At 35.7% G+C, this 18,820-nt stretch carries 16 protein-coding genes; 7 read left to right on the forward strand and 9 right to left on the reverse strand.

Features of this window, described 5'->3' with window-relative positions:
- Positions 1 to 28: 28 nt before the first annotated feature.
- From BLQ19_RS06705 to cobA, 7 genes are all read right to left on the reverse strand, one after another.
- Positions 29 to 856, reverse strand: coding sequence for an ABC transporter ATP-binding protein (locus tag BLQ19_RS06705; protein ID WP_074537812.1), 828 nt, complete (start codon positions 854 to 856; stop codon positions 29 to 31).
- A 10-nt stretch (positions 857 to 866) separates the two neighbouring features.
- A complete protein-coding gene (locus BLQ19_RS06710) occupies positions 867 to 1,712 on the reverse strand; it encodes an ABC transporter ATP-binding protein (RefSeq protein ID WP_024482468.1) in 846 nt (281 codons plus the stop codon).
- Positions 1,713 to 1,731: 19 nt separating this feature from the next.
- Positions 1,732 to 2,832, reverse strand: coding sequence for an ABC transporter permease (locus BLQ19_RS06715; protein ID WP_024482467.1), 1,101 nt, complete (start codon positions 2,830 to 2,832; stop codon positions 1,732 to 1,734).
- A gap of 31 nt (positions 2,833 to 2,863) precedes the next feature.
- Positions 2,864 to 4,237, reverse strand: a complete 1,374-nt coding sequence (locus BLQ19_RS06720; protein ID WP_074537813.1) for a CmpA/NrtA family ABC transporter substrate-binding protein — start codon at positions 4,235 to 4,237, stop codon at positions 2,864 to 2,866.
- A 261-nt stretch (positions 4,238 to 4,498) separates the two neighbouring features.
- Positions 4,499 to 5,257, reverse strand: a complete 759-nt coding sequence (locus BLQ19_RS06725; protein ID WP_254788268.1) for a Crp/Fnr family transcriptional regulator — start codon at positions 5,255 to 5,257, stop codon at positions 4,499 to 4,501.
- A gap of 13 nt (positions 5,258 to 5,270) precedes the next feature.
- Positions 5,271 to 6,677 (reverse strand): MFS transporter, encoded by a 1,407-nt coding sequence (locus BLQ19_RS06730; RefSeq protein WP_024482464.1) that lies wholly within the window; start codon positions 6,675 to 6,677, stop codon positions 5,271 to 5,273.
- A 310-nt stretch (positions 6,678 to 6,987) separates the two neighbouring features.
- Positions 6,988 to 7,758 (reverse strand): uroporphyrinogen-III C-methyltransferase, encoded by a 771-nt coding sequence (gene cobA / locus BLQ19_RS06735; protein ID WP_369798356.1) that lies wholly within the window; start codon positions 7,756 to 7,758, stop codon positions 6,988 to 6,990.
- A gap of 130 nt (positions 7,759 to 7,888) precedes the next feature.
- Between cobA and nirB the strand changes: the two genes are divergently transcribed.
- The 7 genes from nirB to BLQ19_RS06770 all read left to right on the forward strand — a co-directional run bounded on the left by nirB (position 7,889) and on the right by BLQ19_RS06770 (position 17,252).
- Positions 7,889 to 10,402, forward strand: a complete 2,514-nt coding sequence (gene nirB / locus BLQ19_RS06740) for a nitrite reductase large subunit NirB (RefSeq protein ID WP_024482462.1) — start codon at positions 7,889 to 7,891, stop codon at positions 10,400 to 10,402.
- Between the two features lie 41 nt (positions 10,403 to 10,443).
- The gene (gene nirD / locus BLQ19_RS06745; protein WP_175444404.1) at positions 10,444 to 10,824 is read left to right on the forward strand and encodes a nitrite reductase small subunit NirD; all 381 of its coding nucleotides are present in this window, start codon (positions 10,444 to 10,446) and stop codon (positions 10,822 to 10,824) included.
- A 24-nt stretch (positions 10,825 to 10,848) separates the two neighbouring features.
- Entirely contained in the window at positions 10,849 to 11,439 is a 591-nt protein-coding gene (locus BLQ19_RS06750) for a DUF4202 domain-containing protein (protein ID WP_024482460.1), read from the forward strand.
- A gap of 36 nt (positions 11,440 to 11,475) precedes the next feature.
- Entirely contained in the window at positions 11,476 to 13,326 is a 1,851-nt protein-coding gene (locus tag BLQ19_RS06755) for a sensor histidine kinase (protein ID WP_074537814.1), read from the forward strand.
- 10 nt (positions 13,327 to 13,336) lie between these two features.
- A complete protein-coding gene (locus tag BLQ19_RS06760) occupies positions 13,337 to 13,699 on the forward strand; it encodes a DUF7009 family protein (protein WP_025616367.1) in 363 nt (120 codons plus the stop codon).
- Positions 13,700 to 13,957: 258 nt separating this feature from the next.
- Positions 13,958 to 16,378 carry a TonB-dependent receptor gene (locus BLQ19_RS06765; RefSeq protein WP_074537815.1) on the forward strand — a complete coding sequence of 807 codons (2,421 nt, stop codon included), beginning with the start codon at positions 13,958 to 13,960 and terminating at the stop codon, positions 16,376 to 16,378.
- Between the two features lie 4 nt (positions 16,379 to 16,382).
- Positions 16,383 to 17,252, forward strand: coding sequence for a DUF4249 family protein (locus BLQ19_RS06770; RefSeq protein WP_074537816.1), 870 nt, complete (start codon positions 16,383 to 16,385; stop codon positions 17,250 to 17,252).
- Between the two features lie 27 nt (positions 17,253 to 17,279).
- On the opposite strand, the gene BLQ19_RS06775 is transcribed toward BLQ19_RS06770, so the two are convergent.
- Complete coding sequence (locus BLQ19_RS06775; RefSeq protein WP_074537817.1) at positions 17,280 to 18,053, reverse strand: patatin-like phospholipase family protein; 774 nt, start codon at positions 18,051 to 18,053, stop codon at positions 17,280 to 17,282.
- Entirely contained in the window at positions 18,050 to 18,757 is a 708-nt protein-coding gene (locus BLQ19_RS06780) for a DUF1003 domain-containing protein (RefSeq protein ID WP_074537955.1), read from the reverse strand. The genes BLQ19_RS06775 and BLQ19_RS06780 overlap by 4 nt, the downstream gene beginning before the upstream one ends.
- Positions 18,758 to 18,820 lie beyond the last annotated feature (63 nt).

The following is an 18,820-nucleotide window of genomic DNA, read 5'->3' on the forward strand; positions in this document are numbered from 1 at the left end:
TTGTGTTATTTTAAATTTTCAACTTGTTTTAATGTTCTAAGAAATCTATTAAATGCTTTCTATATTTGTAGTAATCTTGATGTTCCAAAACAGATTTTCTTGTTCTTGGTCTTTCAAAATCTATATTTAGCACATCGCCAATCTTGGCTTTGGGTCCACTGGTCATCATTACCACACGATCTGCAAGAAAAATGGCTTCATCTACATCGTGTGTAATCATTACTGCGGTAATTTTTTCTTTATTCCATATTTCTATCAGAATATCTTGGAGCTCACCCCTTGTTAAAGAATCTAACATTCCGAAAGGCTCATCTAACAGCAATACCTTAGGCTTAATAGCAAAAGCTCTTGCAATACCCACTCGCTGTTGCATTCCTTGTGATAATTCTGTTGCCTTTTTATTAAAAGCCCCATCTAAACCCACTTTGTGCAAATAATATTTAGCAATATCTATACGTTGTTTTTTTGTGGCATGCGGAAATACTTGATTAACCCCTAAAAGCACATTTTGCAACGCTGTCATCCAAGGCATTAAGCTTGGTGATTGAAAAATAACCCCACGATCTGGACCAGGACCTTTTACGGGGTTCCCTAATACGGAAATATTTCCGCCAGATATAGGGTTGAGACCTGCAATCATGGAAAGCATGGTTGTTTTACCACAACCAGAGTGCCCAATGATGGTCACAAACTCTTCTTTCATGATTTGCAAATTCAAATTCTCAAGAACTACATAATCTCCCTTGGGCGTAGGATATACCTTTTTCAGGTCTTTAAGATCTAACATTACTTTTGAAGGGTAGTAAATCCCATTTTCTAAATAAGAGTCTTTAGTATCTATAGTTGCTGAATTCATGGTTCTACTATTAAAATTGGTCTACAAAATTTTTTGGAGCTATATCTGGGAGCAGGTATTCTATTTCTGAAACCGACTTACGGTCTTCTCCTATAGCCATTAAATAGGCGATAATTTCATTTCTAGTTTTCATGAAATTAGGATTATCATTAAGCTCCGTCTTATCTCTAGGGCGGTCTATTTCTATTTTAAACTCTGGACCTAAGGTTGCTTTAGGACCTGGCTTCAAAGGAATGATACGGTCTGCCATATAAATACCTTCATCAACATCATTCGTGATTAACAGTGCCGTACGCTTATCTTGATTCCAAATATTCAGGATTTCATCTTGTAAATTTCCTCTTGTCAGCGCATCAAGTGCACCCAAGGGTTCATCCATAATAATCATTTCTGGTTTCATTGCTAATGCTCTTGCTACCGCTACTCGTTGACGCATACCCCCAGATAATTCTTTTGGTCTTTTATTTATTGCATGTGATAAACCTACCATTTCTACATAGTTAGCAACCCTATCTTTTATTTCGTTTTTACTTTCTTTAGGAAAAGCTTCTTTCACCGCCATGGATACATTCTGTGCAACCGTTAACCAAGGAAGCAATGAGTAATTTTGAAAAATAACCCCACGTTCATGACTCGTACCTACTACTGGTTCTCCTTTAAATAACACTTCACCACTGGTAGGTTTTATGAGTCCGTTTATAAGGTTCACCAAAGTGGTCTTTCCACTACCTGTAAAGCCCACAATAGCTACAAATTCTCCTTCTTCAATCTTCAAATTGATATTAGAAAGCACCGCTGTACTATTTTCCCCTTGACCATAAGTTTTACAAACATTTTTTAATTCTAAATATGCCATACGTTTCGCTTTAAAGAAATTATATTCCTTCATTTTTATTAAATGATACCATTTGCTGTACCATAAGCATCAGCCTATCTAGAAGAAATCCTATAATCCCGATGACAAACATGGCAACAATAATTTTAGCGTTAGAATCATTAGCCCCATTTTGAAACTCTTCCCAAACAAATAATCCCAATCCCGGACTTTGTGCCAATAATTCAATCGCAATTAAAACCATCCATGCTACAGACAGTGTAATGCGTAATCCTGTAAAAATTAAAGGAAGAGATGATGGTAGTATTACTTTAAATACTTTTTGAAAAGTACCTAGTTTTAGCACTTTTGCCACATTGATATAATCTTTATCTACTGATGCAACCCCCATTGCCGTGTTTACTAAAGTTGCCCACATGGCACAAAGACCAACACTAATAAACGAGATAACAAAGGCGTTATCAGAGCTTGCACCTATATACAAGGTCTTTACAATCATAAAAACAAGCAAATACCATACTACTGGGGATACTGGCTTAAATATTTGTATAAACCAATTGAATGCACTCCGTAACGACGGACTCAAACCAATCACAATTCCAATAGGCACAGCAATAATCAGTGCTAGCAGAAAGCCTGCGAACACCGTTTTAATACTTGTTAGAACCGTATCTACAAAAGACGCACGCCCCGTATAAATGATAGCATCTTTACCCTGTGCTATCAATTTTTCATTGGTAGCTGCCATTTTCGTGGCAAAAGCCTCTTTCTTTGCTTTTATAAGTTGATGGTCTGCTATTAAGGACTGAAAAGAAGCCCATACTTGTGTTGGAGAAGGCAAGGTATTAGGTTGGCAACTACTATCACCAGATGCTATACAAGCCCTTTCTGCATCTGCTGCTTCTTGACCTTGTTCTGACAAAGCTTTCTCTATTTTATAAGTAGCTTCCTTATTGTATAATGCCTTAGAGCCAAGATGCCATAAGCCTAAGAACAAAAGAATAGACACCAGTGTAATTCCTGTTTTCTTGAAAGACTTTAATACAACATCTTTTTCAAATTTCGCCTTGAAGAGTGTAGCTAGAGGCTTTAAAAATGTAAGGCCTTGGCTTTCTTTTTCCAATGTGATTTCTTGTTTCATCTTTTGTTCTTTTCCTTGGTTATTGTACTACTTAATCTTTGTTACCGATGGCAAAACTGTTAATGTATCCAATAGGATCTTTTGCATCATATGTTGTCCCATCAATAAAATCTGCGGTTGCCGGCTTATATCCATCCGTAGTTGGCACATCCGTTGCCGGTATTTTACCTTCCGCTACTAATAAGTCGGCTGCTTTTTTCCATACATCTGGTCTGTAGATATCTTTAATAGTCTCTTCATACCAAGCGGCAGGTTTTGCCTCAGGAATTTGCCCCCATCTACGCATTTGTGTTAAAAACCAAATTCCGTCAGAATAAAAAGGATATGTTGCGTTGTACTTATAAAACACATTAAAGTCTGGCATAGAACGCTTATCACCTTTTTCAAATTCAAAAGTTCCTGTCATAGAATTTGCCAAGACCTCTTCCGGTGCGCCGACATATTGAGACATAGATAATATTTTTACAGCCTCTGGTCTATTTGCAGGATCATCTAACCATTTACCGGCTCTAATAAGTGCTTTTGTAACTGCTACTGCAGTGTTTGGATTATCTTCAATAAATTTTTCTGTCATTACAAATACTTTTTCTGGATTGTTTTTCCAGATATCATAATTAGTGACAACAGGCACTCCAATTCCTTTAAAAACTGCTTGCTGGTTCCATGGCTCACCTACACAATACCCATAAATAGTTCCTGATTCTAATGTTGCTGGCATTTGCGGCGGAGGTGTCACAGAAAGTAAAACTTCGGCATCTATTTGTCCTTGCACATTTTCTGCGGTATACATTCCTGGGTGAATACCCGCTGCTGCTAACCAATAGCGTATTTCATAATTATGTGTAGATACCGGAAATACCATTCCCATTTTAAAAGGTTTACCGCTATTTTTATATTCGGTAACCACTGGTTTTAATGCATCTGCTTTTATTGGATGAACAGGTTTTCCATTTTCATCAATGGGAACATTTGGTTTCATCTTAGACCAAACATCATTAGAAACTGTAATTCCATTTCCGTTTAAATCCATAGAAAAAGCGGTGACTAATTTTGCTTGTCTACCAAAACCCGCTCCTGCAGCTATAGGTTGCCCTGCTAACATATGTGAGCCATCCAATTGCCCGTCTATAACACGGTCTAAAACATTTTTCCAGTTAGATTGCGCTTCTACAGAAACATAAAGCCCCTCTTCTTCAAAAAATCCTTTCTCTTTAGCAATTGCTAAAGGTGCCATATCTGTTAATTTGATAAAACCAAAGGTTAACTGAGGTTTTTCTATTTCTAAAGTGTTTGCTTTTACTTCTTCTGAAGACGTTTCTTTTGCTTTCTTCTCTTTCCCTCCGCAAGCCGAAAGAAGCATAGCTGCCATAAAAGAAAAAGTCACTTTTTTGATTACATGTTTCATAGTTGATTATTTATAGTTTTCTACGTACTAATACTTAATAATAACAAATATATAAGTACTTAAATTCAAATTTTATGAAATAGCACAGAAGCAAACCTCTTTTTATAACATAGTAAAACCTGCGATAAAACATATTTTAACCATAAATAACTAGCATATAGGCTATTAAAACAAAAACACCAATTACGTAGCTGTACGTAATTGGTGTTTTGTGATTTTCTATTCTAAACCAGTCTAAAATAAACCAGATAGAATATGTGGTTATAAATCTAAATAAAAGTTATGTTCAGAGATTTCTCTTTTGAGTAGCTCTACGTTTGTAATGCCAACTTTTTTCCCTTTTGTATGGATAAGGTTTTCTTTTTTTAAACTTGAAAATATTCTAATGACCTGTTCTTCTGTTGTGCCTGCATAATCTGCATATTCTCTCCTACTTAAGGCAAGATTTAAGAATCCGTTTTGATCTTTGAACTTCCTGTTGATATATAATAAGGTATCTACCACGCGTTCTCTTACCGTCATTTGCGATATAGATTTGACTTTTGCTTCACTTCTATTCAATTCATCAGCATAAAAAAGCATTAAATCATATGCAAAACTAGCATTACTCTTTAGCGCTTTTTGCAATGTATCTTTAGAGAAATAACAAAGTTCCGTATGCTCTAGCGCTATAGCCCCAATAGAATAATATTCTTCTGTACCAAAACCGCGATGCCCAATAATTTCTCCTTCTTTGGCAAAACGAACAATTTGTTCTTTGCCATGTATTCCCGTCCTATACACCTTAACCTTTCCTTTTAATATAAAGAAAAGTCCATTTACAGGTGCGCCTTCAATGATAAATTGCTGCCCTTTTTTGCAAGTGATCTCTGTTTTTTCATTAGAAAATAGCGCCACCTGCTCTGAAGACACATTTCTATTGATAAGACAATTAGCATTCAAACAACTTTCACAAGCGGTTTTTAAAGCGTTATATCTTTTTGAACTTGCATTCCTAGTATGTACTGTTAGCGTATTCAATATCTTTACCCTGTTATTTATCTGCTAATTGTATATTTAATTTTTCCGAAGGAACCGCCTCTTCTGAAGTGGCAAATTTAATGGCTAAAGACAGTAATGCTGCCACTAAAATACACCCTCCAATTACAAAATACCCTGCTGAAACCGCAGAAGCTGAAGCGATGGTTTGTGCCGTTTTAATAGCCTCTTCCCCTAAACCTTTATTCGAAGAAATAGCGGCACTTTCTGCTACGGCAGATTTTGATTTTAATAATAAAGCGGCAAGAAAAGCTCCTACATTACCTCCTGCTCCTACGATACCCGATATGGAACCAATCGCTTTTTTATTGATAAATGGCACCACAGAAAAGGTAGCTCCTTCTGCCATTTGTACTGTTAAACTAAAAGCTATCAGAAAAATCATTCCTACCGCAAGACTCGTCGTCATTGAAAAGAATGATAACATTACCCCTTCTGCCGCTAGAATAACCGCTAAGAAAATAACCCGACCTCGTAAACCTTTACTATTTCCAAATTTATCTCCAAAATACCCTCCAAGTGTACGTGCAAAAATATTCATCAAAGCAAAAGAAAGGACCAGATTCCCTGCAAATGTTCTATCTAAACCAAATCTATTTTGAAGGTAATCATCCATAGTACCATATACCGTTAGCTCAATACCAAAACAAGCGGCATACACAAAAAATAAAATCCAAACTCTATAATCTTTTAACACACTAGCAAATGAAGCTTCATCTTTTTTGAAGACTGGCATTTCGCCTCGTTCTTTTAACTCTGCAAAATTTCCTTCCGGTGTATCTTTTGTAAAGAAGAAATACACTAAGCCCATTGCTAAACACAATATCCCAGCAATAACCATAGAATAACGCCAAGCAATTTCATCTGCTATCCCAAAACTCACTACTGCCGCAGCAATTAAAGGCATACCTAAACGATTGGCGCCACCACCAAGATTACCCCATCCTGCAGAGGTGGCATTTGCCGTCCCCACAATATTTGGTGCAAACATAATTGACGTGTGAAATTGTGTGATTACAAATGATGCTCCAATGAACCCAATAAATAACCTACATACCAAAAATTGCAAGGGTGTTTGTACAAATCCAAGTAAAATTACCGGAATAGCCCCAAATACTAATAAATAGGTATAGCATAATCTTGGTCCATATTTATCACACAATTTACCAATAGCTAAACGGGCAAATACTGTTCCTGACACCGCTAGTATAATAGAATTCCATTTTTGAGACGGACTCAAGCCTAAATCTTTAACTACATCTGGCATAAAAGGCACGATACCAAACCATGCGAAAAAGCAAAGGAAAAATGCTAAGGAAGTGATCCAAAACGTTTTCATCTGGATGCTCTTAAAATCCCTTAAATTTAATTTTGTTGCTTTATTTGATGTCGTATTGTTCATGTCTCTATTTTTAAGAAGGTTAAACATTGTATTGCATACAATTCAAAAATAAGTATAAATACGTATTTATACGTACTAAAGAATAGAAATAAGTATTGTTGTACGTATTTTTATTGAAGTGTCAATTTTAGTGTACTAATTTTATCAAAAAGAAGAAAATAGCAATCTATGATAGCATATTCATCATAAAGGATTGCTTCACAACCTATGCAAGTGGTTAAAAATGAAGACATTCACCGATATACAGACCAGTACTTGGATCAAGGCAGAACCAAAAATACTGATCATATCGGCTATAAAAAATAGTTGATTATATGGTTGAATGTAATACCCGTTGTAGCTCTTCTTCAAAAAAGGAAGGATGTTCTGCCACCACATCACCAATAACTATGATTCCAGGTAATGAAGTATCTATTTGAGCCAATTGTTTTGTTCTATTATATAAGGTTCCTGTGATACATACCTCTTTAGCCAAAGTACCATTTTGGATAATAGCAAAAGGAGTGATGCCCTTTCTATACTTGCAAATTTCTTCCGCAATTTCGTCAAATTTTCGTACCCCCATCAATATGACTAAGGTTGCTGCTGATTGCGCTGCTAATTTCAGATCTTGAGAAAAAGAACCATCTTTTTTAGTGGCAGTCATTACCCAAAAGCTACTACTAATACCTCTTCGGGTCACAGGAATACCTTGACTGGCAGGTACAGAGATGGCACTACTTACTCCCGGGATGACGGTTACTGGTATTCCGAAAGATTCTACATATTCTATTTCCTCACTCGCTCTACCAAATACAAAAGGATCTCCTCCTTTTAACCGCACCACGTGGCCATACTGGTAAGCGTTTTCCACAATTAATCTATTGATATCATCTTGAGTGAAAGAATGCTCTCCGCAACGTTTACCTACGTATATTTTGGGGATTGCTCCATCAATCTCATCAAGTAATTCTTTACTGATTAAAGCATCATATAAAATTACAGACGCCTCCTGTAACACCTTAAAACCTCTTCGTGTAATAAGGTCGCTACTCCCAGGGCCTGCGCCTACTAAACTTACTTTTGGATTCTTGTTTGACATCATAATTTCTATTTTTTAAGGTGTAGAATTATTAATATGACAACAAAACTACGTATTTATTTTTATAAAATTACCTAAAATATACGTAATTATACGTAATTTTGTCTTGTAACATGATAAAGACGTACGTATGAAAACCGTAATCGTAGTAGGAAATGGAATGGTAGGGTATAAATTTTGCGAAAAATTTGTAGCCAAAGAAACAAGTGAAGATTATAAGCTTATTGTTTTTGGTGATGAACCAAGACCTGCCTATGACCGTGTTCATTTAAGTGAATTTTTTGAAAACCAGGATGCTAAAGCTCTAGAAATGGCTCCGGCAGCATGGTATGCAGAAAATGGTATAGAACTCATGGTCAATGAACGTGTTGCAGATATTAACCGCGAAGAAAAAACAATTACCACAGCTAAGAATCGAGATTTCTCTTATGATTACCTTGTTTTAGCAACAGGTTCTTCTGCTTTTGTACCCCCTATTAAAGGAGTAGAAAAAAAAGGAGTCTTTGTATACCGTACCATTGAAGACTTAGAAGGCATGCTCTCTTACGCAGCAGCCTTAAAAGCAAAAAATCCTAATGCTAAAGCTGCCGTTTTAGGAGGTGGACTTTTAGGATTAGAAGCAGGGAAAGCAGTAATGGATATGGGTCTAGAGCCGCATATTGTAGAATTTGCGCCCAAATTAATGCCAAGACAGTTAGATTCTAGAAGTAGCCAAGTATTACAATTAAAGTTAGAATCTATTGGTTTACACATTCATTTAAGTAAAGCAACCAATCAGATATTAGGAGACGATGCCATTGTTGGAATGGAATTTGGCGAGGATGATGTCTTGGATGTCGAAATGCTTATAATTTCTGCCGGTATTCGCCCCAGAGATGAATTAGGAAAATCTAGTGGTTTAAAAATGGGAGTTCGTGGGGGCATTGTAGTAGATCATAAAATGCAAACCTCCGATGAAAACATATATGCTATTGGAGAAATTGCCTTGTACAACCAAATGATATATGGTTTAGTAGCTCCTGGGTATGAAATGGCAGCAGTTGCCGTAGACCAGATTACAGGAAAAACTGATAATATCATGGCTCCAGAGATTGATATGTCTACCAAACTAAAATTAATAGGAGTTGATGTCGCTAGTTTTGGCGAGCCTTTTATGCCCGCCGCTAAAGGGCATTCTATAATATTTGAAAATAAAACACAACACTTATACAAAAGAATAAATGTAAGCCTTGACGGCAAAAGATTACTAGGAGGTATTTTAGTCGGGGATGCTTCTGACTACAGCATGCTGCATCAAATTTACTTGAATAGTATGCCTATTCCTTCAGATCCATCACAATTAATACTTCCTGCTGGTGATGGTGGTGCATCTTTTGGTAGCGCTATGGATTTACCAGATACTGCTGTAGTTTGTTCTTGCGAAGCGGTGACTAAAGGACAAGTTTGTTGCTCTGTAAAAGATGATGGTAATGAAACCGTTAAAGCTGTTGCTAAAGCTACCAAAGCAACTACCGGTTGTGGTGGTTGCAAACCCATGGTAACCGATCTTGTAAATGAAACTTTAAAATCTTTAGGTAAGGTTGTAAAAGAACGTATCTGTGAGCATTTTGATTATTCCCGTCAAGAATTGTATGACATCGTAAAAATGAAAAACATTCAAGATTACGATGAATTATTAGACACCCATGGAAAAGGGAATGGTTGCGAAACCTGCAAACCTTTAGCGGCTTCACTATTTGCAAGTATATTTAACGAAACTGCCAATAAGCAAGATACTATACAAGATACCAATGATAGATATTTAGCAAACATACAACGTAACGGTACCTACTCTGTAGTACCTCGTGTTGCGGGTGGTGAGATTTCTCCAAAGCAAATGATTGCTATGGGTAGAATTGCTCAAAAATATGATTTGTATACCAAAATTACCGGCGGACAAAGAATAGATATGTTCGGTGCCAAACTGCATGAATTACCATTGATTTGGGAAGAGCTTATCGCAGAAGGTTTTGAAACCGGACAAGCCTACGGAAAATCATTACGTACCGTAAAAAGTTGTGTAGGCTCTACATGGTGCAGGTATGGTATGGATGAAAGCGTAAGTTTTGCAATAGAAATAGAAAACAGGTATAAAGGCATTCGTTCTCCACATAAATTTAAAGGTGGTGTTTCTGGTTGTATCCGTGAATGTGCCGAAGCACGTGGTAAAGATTTTGGTTTTATCGCTGTAGAAGGTGGCTGGAATATTTATATCGGCGGAAACGGTGGTGCAACTCCTAAACACGCATTGTTATTGGCGGAGAAAGTAGATAAAGAGACCGCCATAAAATATGTAGATCGTTTTTTAATGTATTACATACAAACTGCACAACCCTTAATGCGTACCGCCGCCTGGTTAGATAAACTAGAAGGAGGTATTGATTATGTAAAGGATGTTGTGATTAATGATTGTTTGGGAATTGTAGATCAGCTAGATAAAGAAATGCAACATTTAGTAGATACCTATAAATGTGAGTGGAAAGAGGCCGTTGAGAATCCTGAAATTAGAGCAAAATACACTCATTTCGTGAATTCTACCGCAGCAGACGAAAATATAGAATTTGTGTCTTTAAGAGAACAAAAAATGCCCGCACCTTGGGCCTAAAATATAATGCATCACCTAATGTTGAACTAAAAGCTAATAAAATGATAGATTCCATTTTAAAAGAATACAATACAACCCCTATTGAGAATGTAACGGTGTGGTTCAAAGCTGCTGCAGTCACAAAATTTCCAAAAAATGGCGGTGCCTGTGTAAAGTACAATGAAAAACAAATAGCGGTCTTTAATTTTACACGAGAAGGAAAATGGTATGCGTGCCAAAACTTATGTCCACATAAAATGGAAATGGTGCTTTCTCGAGGTATGGTTGGCGAAGATATGGGCACTCCAAAAGTAGCTTGTCCTTTGCATAAAAATACTTTCTCTCTACAAACAGGAGAAAATTTAAACGGTACATTATCTGCCATTTCAACTTATCCTGTAAAAATAGAAGATGGTTTTGTGTATATTGGTTTTTCTGAATAGCTTTGGAGCAAACCTAAGAATACTATGGCATCATCGGATAAATTAGAAAAGGCTTTTATACTTTTTGATAAAGCGAACGAGCAAGATCCCAATAAAGAAATTTTTGAAGGCAAAGAATATGCTAAAGAAGTACTTTATGCTATCCGGATGACAGAAAAGTTAAATTCTTTTGCTCCTAATGCATCAGAAGTATTACAGCTTACTGCTAGGTGCCAACATATTTGCCGATGGGAGATTGCCCGTGATTCTTATGAAATGAACAGAACTGGCTACCTCACATGGCGCCAAGATCTAAAGAAGTTTCATGCTAAGAAAGCTGGCGAACTGCTAGAAAGCATTGGTTATGATCAGGAAACCATTGACAATGTTGCTTTTCTTTTAGAAAAAAAGCAACTTAAAAAGAATGAAGAAACCCAAACGTTGGAAGATGTTATCTGCTTGGTGTTTCTTGAATATTACTTTGAATCTTTTGCCCAGAAATATTCAGAAGAGAAACTGATTGATATTTTACAAAAAACATGGCGTAAGATGTCTAAGGAAGGTCAAGAAGCTGCATTAAAACTTCCGTTATCTGCAAACTCTTTGACCTTAGTAGGGAAAGCTTTGCAAGGCTAAATCTTTGTATTTTGCACTTTTATTAGTATCCATTACATGAGTAAACCAAAATTTGAGCAACCGCTAGACTCTTCTACCTTTTTGAGAATTCGAAAATGGTATTTACTTGCTCTAGCCGCAATTGCACTTACTATTATTGTAGCTCAAATTTTAATACAAGTGCATTTAAACGCTCAACTTGATGATTCTAGGGTAATTAATGTAGCGGGAAGGCAGCGTGCATATAGTCAGAAATTAGTCAAAGAAGCACTGCTATTAAAACAGCTTGGCTCTGATAAGAAGCAAATACTTACGGAATTAAAAAAGACCATCACTACTTGGAAAATATCTCATGCGGCCTTACAATTCGGGAATGATTCTATGGGGATTCAAAAAGAAACCCACGAAGATATACTCGGCTTATTTAAAAAAATAACGCCACACCATACCGCAATGATTACAGCTGCACAACAGGTAATTGCTGAAGAAGAAAAATCAGGACTAAGCCCCACTGGTACTACGCAAAAAAATATTCAAACACTTCTTGATAACGAACGTACTTTTTTAAGGTTGATGGATGTTATTGTTAATGAATACGATAATCGGAGTAAAACACAACTAGAAAATTTAAAATTTAAAGAATACCTTCTACTTATCTTTTCACTACTCATATTATTTCTAGAAATCCTCTTTATATTTAAACCTCTATCACTTCAAATTAAAAACACAATTTCTAGGTTGATGAAAAATCAGCTAGAATCTGATGCCAATACCGATAAAATTCAGCAGCTATATCAGGAGAACGAAAAATCGCTTAAAGAATTACAAGAACTTAATTTTGTAATAGACAATGCAGCCTTATTTGCTAGTGCAAAAAATGATGGAAGCGTCGTATTTATCAGTAAAAAATTCCAAGAACTTCTAGCCTGCAATGATGAAGATTTGTCTAAGCCATTATCCGAACTTCTAACCGCGAATGAAGGCCAGCAGCAGTACTTAAAAGAAGTTTTAAAAAGCAACCGTAAGACTATTAGATCTGAAGAAATTAATGTAGAAACCAGAAAGGGAGAAAGTATTTGGTTAGATATGTCTATCATACCACTACAGCAATCTAGTAAAAAACAAAACGTACTTATTCTTTGTTCTGATATCACAGAACGAAAACAAAACCAAGAAAAAGTTGAGCAGCTCATCAAACAAAATTTTGAAGATAAAATACTTCAAAAAAAGGTACAAGCGAGTCAGATTGTTGAGGGGCAAGAAGAAGAACGAAAACGTATTGCTAAAGACATCCACGATGGAATTGGGCAAATGTTAACTGCCCTAAAATTTAATATAGAATCTATTAACCTAGATAATAAAGATAAGACTGCAGAAAAAATTGCCTATTTAAAAACCCTCTGTTCCGATTTAATAAAAGGAGTTAGAACAGCCACTTTTAATTTAACGCCACCAGAATTAAAAGACCATGGTCTTTTTCCTGCTTTACATAAAATGACTTCCGAATTGGCCAAACTCACTGGAAAGAATATTCTTTTTGAAAACAAAACAGAAAAATTTATACGTTTTGATTCGCTCGCAGAAACCAATATCTATCGGGTAGCGCAAGAAGCTGTAAATAATGCCATAAAATATGCAGAAGCCAATTACATCTTATTAAGTATAAAATACACAGACAATGTCCTAAGTATTGTCATAGATGATGACGGCAAAGGCTTTGATGAAACCATCCTAGATAAATTGCCTAAAAACAACAGCGAAGGTGGTATGGGGCTTTTTTATATGAGAGAGCGCATTAGCTATATCAATGGTCGTTTATTTATTAATTCAATTCCAGGAGAAGGCACGCGAGTTACTATTAATTATAAAACTACTGCACCAGAAAAAGATGTAAATTTAGTCTCGTAAATTCACAGCCATGAAAATAAGAATTAAAGGAAATACCTTAAGATATAGACTTACAAAAAGTGATGTAGAAACCTTTTGTTCCACAGGTTTTTTAAGTGAGAAAACAGCATTTGCAACCACTCAGTTCTCTTATGAATTAATAGCAAAAGAAGGAATCTCACAACTAGAGGCAGACTATACCAATAATACCATCACCCTCTATTTTCCTAAAGCATACACGAAAGATTGGGCTACCAATGAAACCGTAGGCTTTGAAAACATTCACACCACCTCTGCAGGCGATGCCATCAGTATTCTTATTGAAAAGGATTTTATTTGTATGGATCAAACCTTAGAAGATCAAGCTAACCATTACCCAAATCCTAAGCTTTAAAAAGCTAGAATTTGACATTTTGAGCTCCAGCTATTAAAGAGACAACATAATAGCGAATAAACTTATTTCTACAACAAACAGGCTAAACATTAAATCAAAGTTAAATTATAGCCTAAAAAAGAGTATTTGTGTTTTGTTTAACAAGAAAACTTAGAAAATAAACCTTAATTGCTGACACATAGCTCTTAGCGTTTATTAAAAACGATAAGTTTTGCAAAAACTAACCACATCCAAGTAATTGGATAAAACTAGCGCTACTTGAAAACAAAACTACTCCACTCCGTATTCGTTATTCTTTTTATTTCGAACAGCCTATCAGCACAAGAAAAACGGAATTTTACCCACAAAAAATCCACGCCTCATCAGGCAGAAAAATATACTGTAAGTGGTTATATAAAAGAACAAGGTAGTGGTGAAAATTTATTTGGAGTGTCTGTTTATATTCCAGAATTAAAAGTAGGTACCATCACGAATGAGTATGGTTTCTTTTCTTTTACCGCCCCTAAAGGAAAGCATAGTGTAGTCTTCTCCTATATAGGCTTTACCTCACAGGTTAAAGAAATTGATTTAAATGCTGACTTGGAAGTATTCGTAAATTTAATAGCATCGTCTGAAGCCTTATCTGAAGTTGTGGTTATAGCTGACCAGCATGTTAAAGAAAGTAAAGTAACTCAAATGAGCGCTGTTCGTCTTAACCCTATGGATGTGCAAGATCTTCCTGCATTACTCGGTGAAAAAGACGTTTTAAAGACCTTACAACTCTTACCCGGTATTCAAGGAGGGTCAGAAGGTAGTTCCGGATTTCATGTACGCGGAGGTACACCAGACCAAAACTTAATAATTCTTGATGATGCTGTTGTGTATAACTCCAATCACCTATTTGGTTTCTTTTCCGTTTTTAACGGAGATGCTGTAAAGTCTGTTGAAGCTTTTAAGGGTGGTTTTCCCGCCCGTTATGGCGGCAGATTATCTTCTGTCATAAATATAGGCATGAAAGATGGTAACAAAGAAAAACTCTCTGGAAATATAAATATTGGATTAATTTCATCATCCGTGGTACTTGAGGGACCCATTAATAAAGGGAAGACTTCCTTTATCATGAGCGGAAGACGTACGTATGCTGATTTAATTGTGCAACCTTTTCTTGATAAAGATGAAAATGGCGGTTATTTTTTTACAGATTTAAATTTTAAAATACATCACATCTTTAGTTCAAAAGATAAACTGTATTGGAGTAATTACTACGGAAAAGATAAATTTTACAGCAGATATCTTGATGCAACAGCTAAAGAAAAAACAAACCTTGCTTGGGGGAATATTACCTCAACACTACGCTGGAATCATCAATTTAGCAATAAACTATTTGCGAATTCTTCTCTTATTTTTAGTAACTACGAATTCAAAATTGATATTGACAATAAAGATTTAAAAATTGATGAGTATGATGACAACTACTTATTTAATACAAGCTCTGGTATTGATGACTATTCTATAAAAACAGATTTTGATTACTATCCAAATAACAAACACAGCGTAAAATTTGGAGCTATTGCAACAAGACATAATTTTACTCCTCAAAGAGTTGTAATTAAAGATCCCTACAGTGGTTCTATTAACAAAACACAAGAACTCAATTCTTTTGAAGGTGCAGTATACCTAGAAGATGATTGGAAGATTACTGATAAGCTTAATTTTTCTCCTGGTTTCAGGGCCAGTTACTTTAACTATAAAGCAAAGAATTATTTAAATTTTGAACCTCGCATTGCCTTGTCGTATAATTTAAGACCCGATTTAGCCTTCAAAGCATCTTATTCTAAAATGAATCAATATATTCATTTGTTATCAAGTTCAGGCATCGGTTTACCAACAGATTTATGGGTTTCTTCTACCGATAATGTGAAGCCTCAAAGCTCAGAACAATATGCTATTGGAATAGCAAAAGATTTTCAAGAAAAAGACTATTCATTCTCTGCTGAAGCCTACTATAAAAAATTAGATAATGTAATTTCTTATAAGGAAGGGGCTTCATTTTTAGCCCTTGACAATTTAGAAAGTGGGAAAAATATAAATTGGGAAGAAAATATAACCACAGGTCAAGGTTGGGCCTACGGCACAGAGCTTCTCTTCAGAAAACAATCAGGACCATTAACGGGTTGGCTGGGGTATACACTTTCTTGGTCTGAAAGACAATTTGATGAACTAAACTTAGGAAAGAAATTCTTTGACCGCTATGATCGCAGACATGATATATCATTAGTAGGTATTTATAAGCCTAGCGAAAAAATAACAGTATCTGGAACTTGGGTATTATCTACAGGTAATAACTATACACTTCCTAATTTACAACGTTTGAACAACCTAGGGAATTTTCCAATCAACACGAATTACAGCTATTATAATGGAAGTGAAGAATTTAGTTCAGGAAGAAATAATTTTAGAGGAGAAACTACCCACAGATTAGATCTAGGAATTCAATTTCATAAAAAGAAAAAGAACAACAAAGTGCGTACTTGGGGAATCTCATTATACAATGCTTACTCTAGACAAAATCCGTTCATATACACTCTCGATGATAAATATTACGATTACAATGACCCAAATGCCACAATAGAAAAAGAGTTAACTAGAACCTCTGTACTTATGCTCATACCTTCTATAAATTACAATCTAAAATTCTAAGTTTATGAAAACATTAACCACCCTACTGTTTCTTCTTTTAATTGTATTCTCGGGATGTCAAAAAGTTGTAGATGCTGACAAGTTATTAGATGCAGAAGAAAAAGTGTATATTTTGAGTTATATATCCCCTACAGATACTCTTTTAACCGTGAGCGTTTCTAAAGCATTACCCGCTATAGGAACAGCATTAAGCTTTGATGACACGGAAAACTACAGCTCTTTTATTATTGAAGACGCTATAGTAAGCATCGCAGATGTTGAAGGAAATTCTGTACAGCTTCTATATTCTAGTGAAAATTCTATGTATTCTACCAATGCAGAAAATCTTAAAATAACAGAGGGATCTCAATATTTTTTGGAAGTAATTACACCAGAAAACACCTACACCTCAAGTTGTAGAATTCCTGAAAAAGTAGCTACTATTCTAGAGAATCTCGCTGGAGGTCAGGATGATTACGGTGTCTATACCGATGTAGACATAAGCTTTGAAGATATAGTGGGTACAGCCAATTTTTATATCGTTGGAGCCAAATACGAAGAGACATTTGAAGAAGAAACGTATCAAGGCTCACTATATTTTGAAACGGGTGGCTTTCTTACAGATGCTATCGGAGATGGTGTTATTTTAAATGATAAGACATCGGCGTATACAGGGTTTTTAGAAGAAGGAACTTCTGTTAAATTAACCTTACAGGTAGCAAACGTTGAAGAAGTAATTTATCAAAATTTGAGAGCCTCCTATTTAAATGACAACTCGGACGGCAACCCATTTATTGAATATAGTATTGCACCAGATAATATAGATGGTGAAAACGGAGTTGGTGTTTTTGGAGGATATCAACTGACTGAAAAAATCATAGAAGTTCAATACTAGCTAAAAAATAAACTAAAGATTCAAAAATCAACGTTTTGCCGCTAATTTTAATTTTATGACATCCATTTCATTTATAGTAGTCGTATACCCAATATCAAATAACTCTTGGGCTTTTTCAATATCAAAAATACCAAAATGAAAGGCGTCTTGGATTTCTATGGCATGGTCGCACATTTTTAATCTTGGTGCTACATTGGTACTAATAGCTAATTGAAGGCACCTGTGTGCAATTTCTAAGCGGCTATTTACTTTCTTCCCTTTTTCTAAACCACTCACATTAGAACCAAATACAAACTGGCATTTTTCTTTGAGCACATCTACCGGTAAATTATTCAATATTCCGCCATCAACATACGTATTGCCATTAAAAACCACAGGTTTAAATACCAACGGAATAGCGCAAGAAGCCATTATCGCAGGTAATAAACGTCCTTCCTTCATAATTTCATTGAATCCGGAATCTAAATTTGTAGCAGATAAAAAGAGTGGTATTTGTAGTTCCTTAAAATCGTGCTTAATATGGTAATACAGAAACTCATTTAAACGAGACATATCCCGAATAGATCTAAACTCCAAACCTAATTTAAAAATATGCAGAAAAGAGGCAGTTTTGGTCAGTTCTAAAATTTCTAAGGGAGCGTATCCAGAACAATATAAAGCACCAATAACAGCGCCACCACTAGTACCCGATACGTGGGTAGGATAAATGCCGTTTTCATTTAAGGCATGCAATACTCCAATATGCGCTGCGGCTCTAGCACCTCCTCCAGAAAGTGCTATCCCAATAGTGGTCTCTATCATTCTCTTTTTAGATTTAGCTGCTTCATAATATCATCCAACATCTCTACTTGTACTTGCTGAATGCTTAGAAGCTCTTGTTGTTGGTGTATGATTAAATGATCTAATTTCTCATGTAAGGTGCGTATCTCTAACTCTGCCTTTAAATTAATCATGTAATCTTTTTGTGCCCTTTCTCTATCCTTCTCTTCTTGCCTGTTCTGGCTCATCATTATTACTGGCGCCTGTAATGCTGCCAAACAAGAGAGTATTAAGTTTAGTAAAATAAAAGGATAAGGATCAAAGCCTTTGTTCATTAAGAAAACAATATTGGACGTAATCCATATAGCAATGAACAACCCGAAGATAATAATGAATTTCCAACTACCCCCAAAACTAGCAACAGCATCTGCCAAACGTTGCCCTACGGAAAAATCTGCACCCTCATCCGTCGTAATGCTTTTGGCAGTAATCATCTCATTGTTGGCAATAGTTTCCAATACATCATTCTCTAAGCCTGTTAACTCTCCTACTTCTTCAAGCAGGTAGTTTGCTAAATATTTTTGACGGTAAAAATTAAGTTCAGATAATGCTATGGTACTTTTTTTAGTGAAGTCGGCGTGATCTTTTAGTATGCTATCAAAGATTGATTTCCTTATCGCTCCTCCTATAAATTTTTCATTAATCGGAAACTCTTTTTGAGAGATACTACTAACAAAGGTTTTCATTATCATGTATTTATGGTTCTTAAAAATAATCTTTTCTTTTAAGTCTAATGCCAAGCTTGGTAT

Source organism: Cellulophaga baltica (assembly GCF_900102165.1).
Classification (GTDB): Bacteria; Bacteroidota; Bacteroidia; order Flavobacteriales; family Flavobacteriaceae; genus Cellulophaga; species Cellulophaga baltica.

Excerpts from the sequence above, each read along its gene's own strand:
- BLQ19_RS06705 (WP_074537812.1), bottom strand. The coding sequence starts at position 856 with ATGAATTCAGCAACTATAGATACTAAAGACTCTTATTTAGAAAATGGG.
- BLQ19_RS06710 (WP_024482468.1), bottom strand. The coding sequence starts at position 1,712 with ATGGCATATTTAGAATTAAAAAATGTTTGTAAAACTTATGGTCAAGGG.
- BLQ19_RS06715 (WP_024482467.1), bottom strand. The coding sequence starts at position 2,832 with ATGAAACAAGAAATCACATTGGAAAAAGAAAGCCAAGGCCTTACATTT.
- BLQ19_RS06720 (WP_074537813.1), bottom strand. The coding sequence starts at position 4,237 with ATGAAACATGTAATCAAAAAAGTGACTTTTTCTTTTATGGCAGCTATG.
- BLQ19_RS06730 (WP_024482464.1), bottom strand. The coding sequence starts at position 6,677 with ATGAACAATACGACATCAAATAAAGCAACAAAATTAAATTTAAGGGAT.
- cobA (WP_369798356.1), bottom strand. The coding sequence starts at position 7,758 with ATGTCAAACAAGAATCCAAAAGTAAGTTTAGTAGGCGCAGGCCCTGGG.
- nirB (WP_024482462.1), top strand. The coding sequence starts at position 7,889 with ATGAAAACCGTAATCGTAGTAGGAAATGGAATGGTAGGGTATAAATTT.
- nirD (WP_175444404.1), top strand. The coding sequence starts at position 10,444 with ATGATAGATTCCATTTTAAAAGAATACAATACAACCCCTATTGAGAAT.
- BLQ19_RS06750 (WP_024482460.1), top strand. The coding sequence starts at position 10,849 with ATGGCATCATCGGATAAATTAGAAAAGGCTTTTATACTTTTTGATAAA.
- BLQ19_RS06755 (WP_074537814.1), top strand. The coding sequence starts at position 11,476 with ATGAGTAAACCAAAATTTGAGCAACCGCTAGACTCTTCTACCTTTTTG.
- BLQ19_RS06760 (WP_025616367.1), top strand. The coding sequence starts at position 13,337 with ATGAAAATAAGAATTAAAGGAAATACCTTAAGATATAGACTTACAAAA.
- BLQ19_RS06770 (WP_074537816.1), top strand. The coding sequence starts at position 16,383 with ATGAAAACATTAACCACCCTACTGTTTCTTCTTTTAATTGTATTCTCG.
- BLQ19_RS06775 (WP_074537817.1), bottom strand. The coding sequence starts at position 18,053 with ATGATAGAGACCACTATTGGGATAGCACTTTCTGGAGGAGGTGCTAGA.
- BLQ19_RS06780 (WP_074537955.1), bottom strand. The coding sequence starts at position 18,757 with ATGAAAACCTTTGTTAGTAGTATCTCTCAAAAAGAGTTTCCGATTAAT.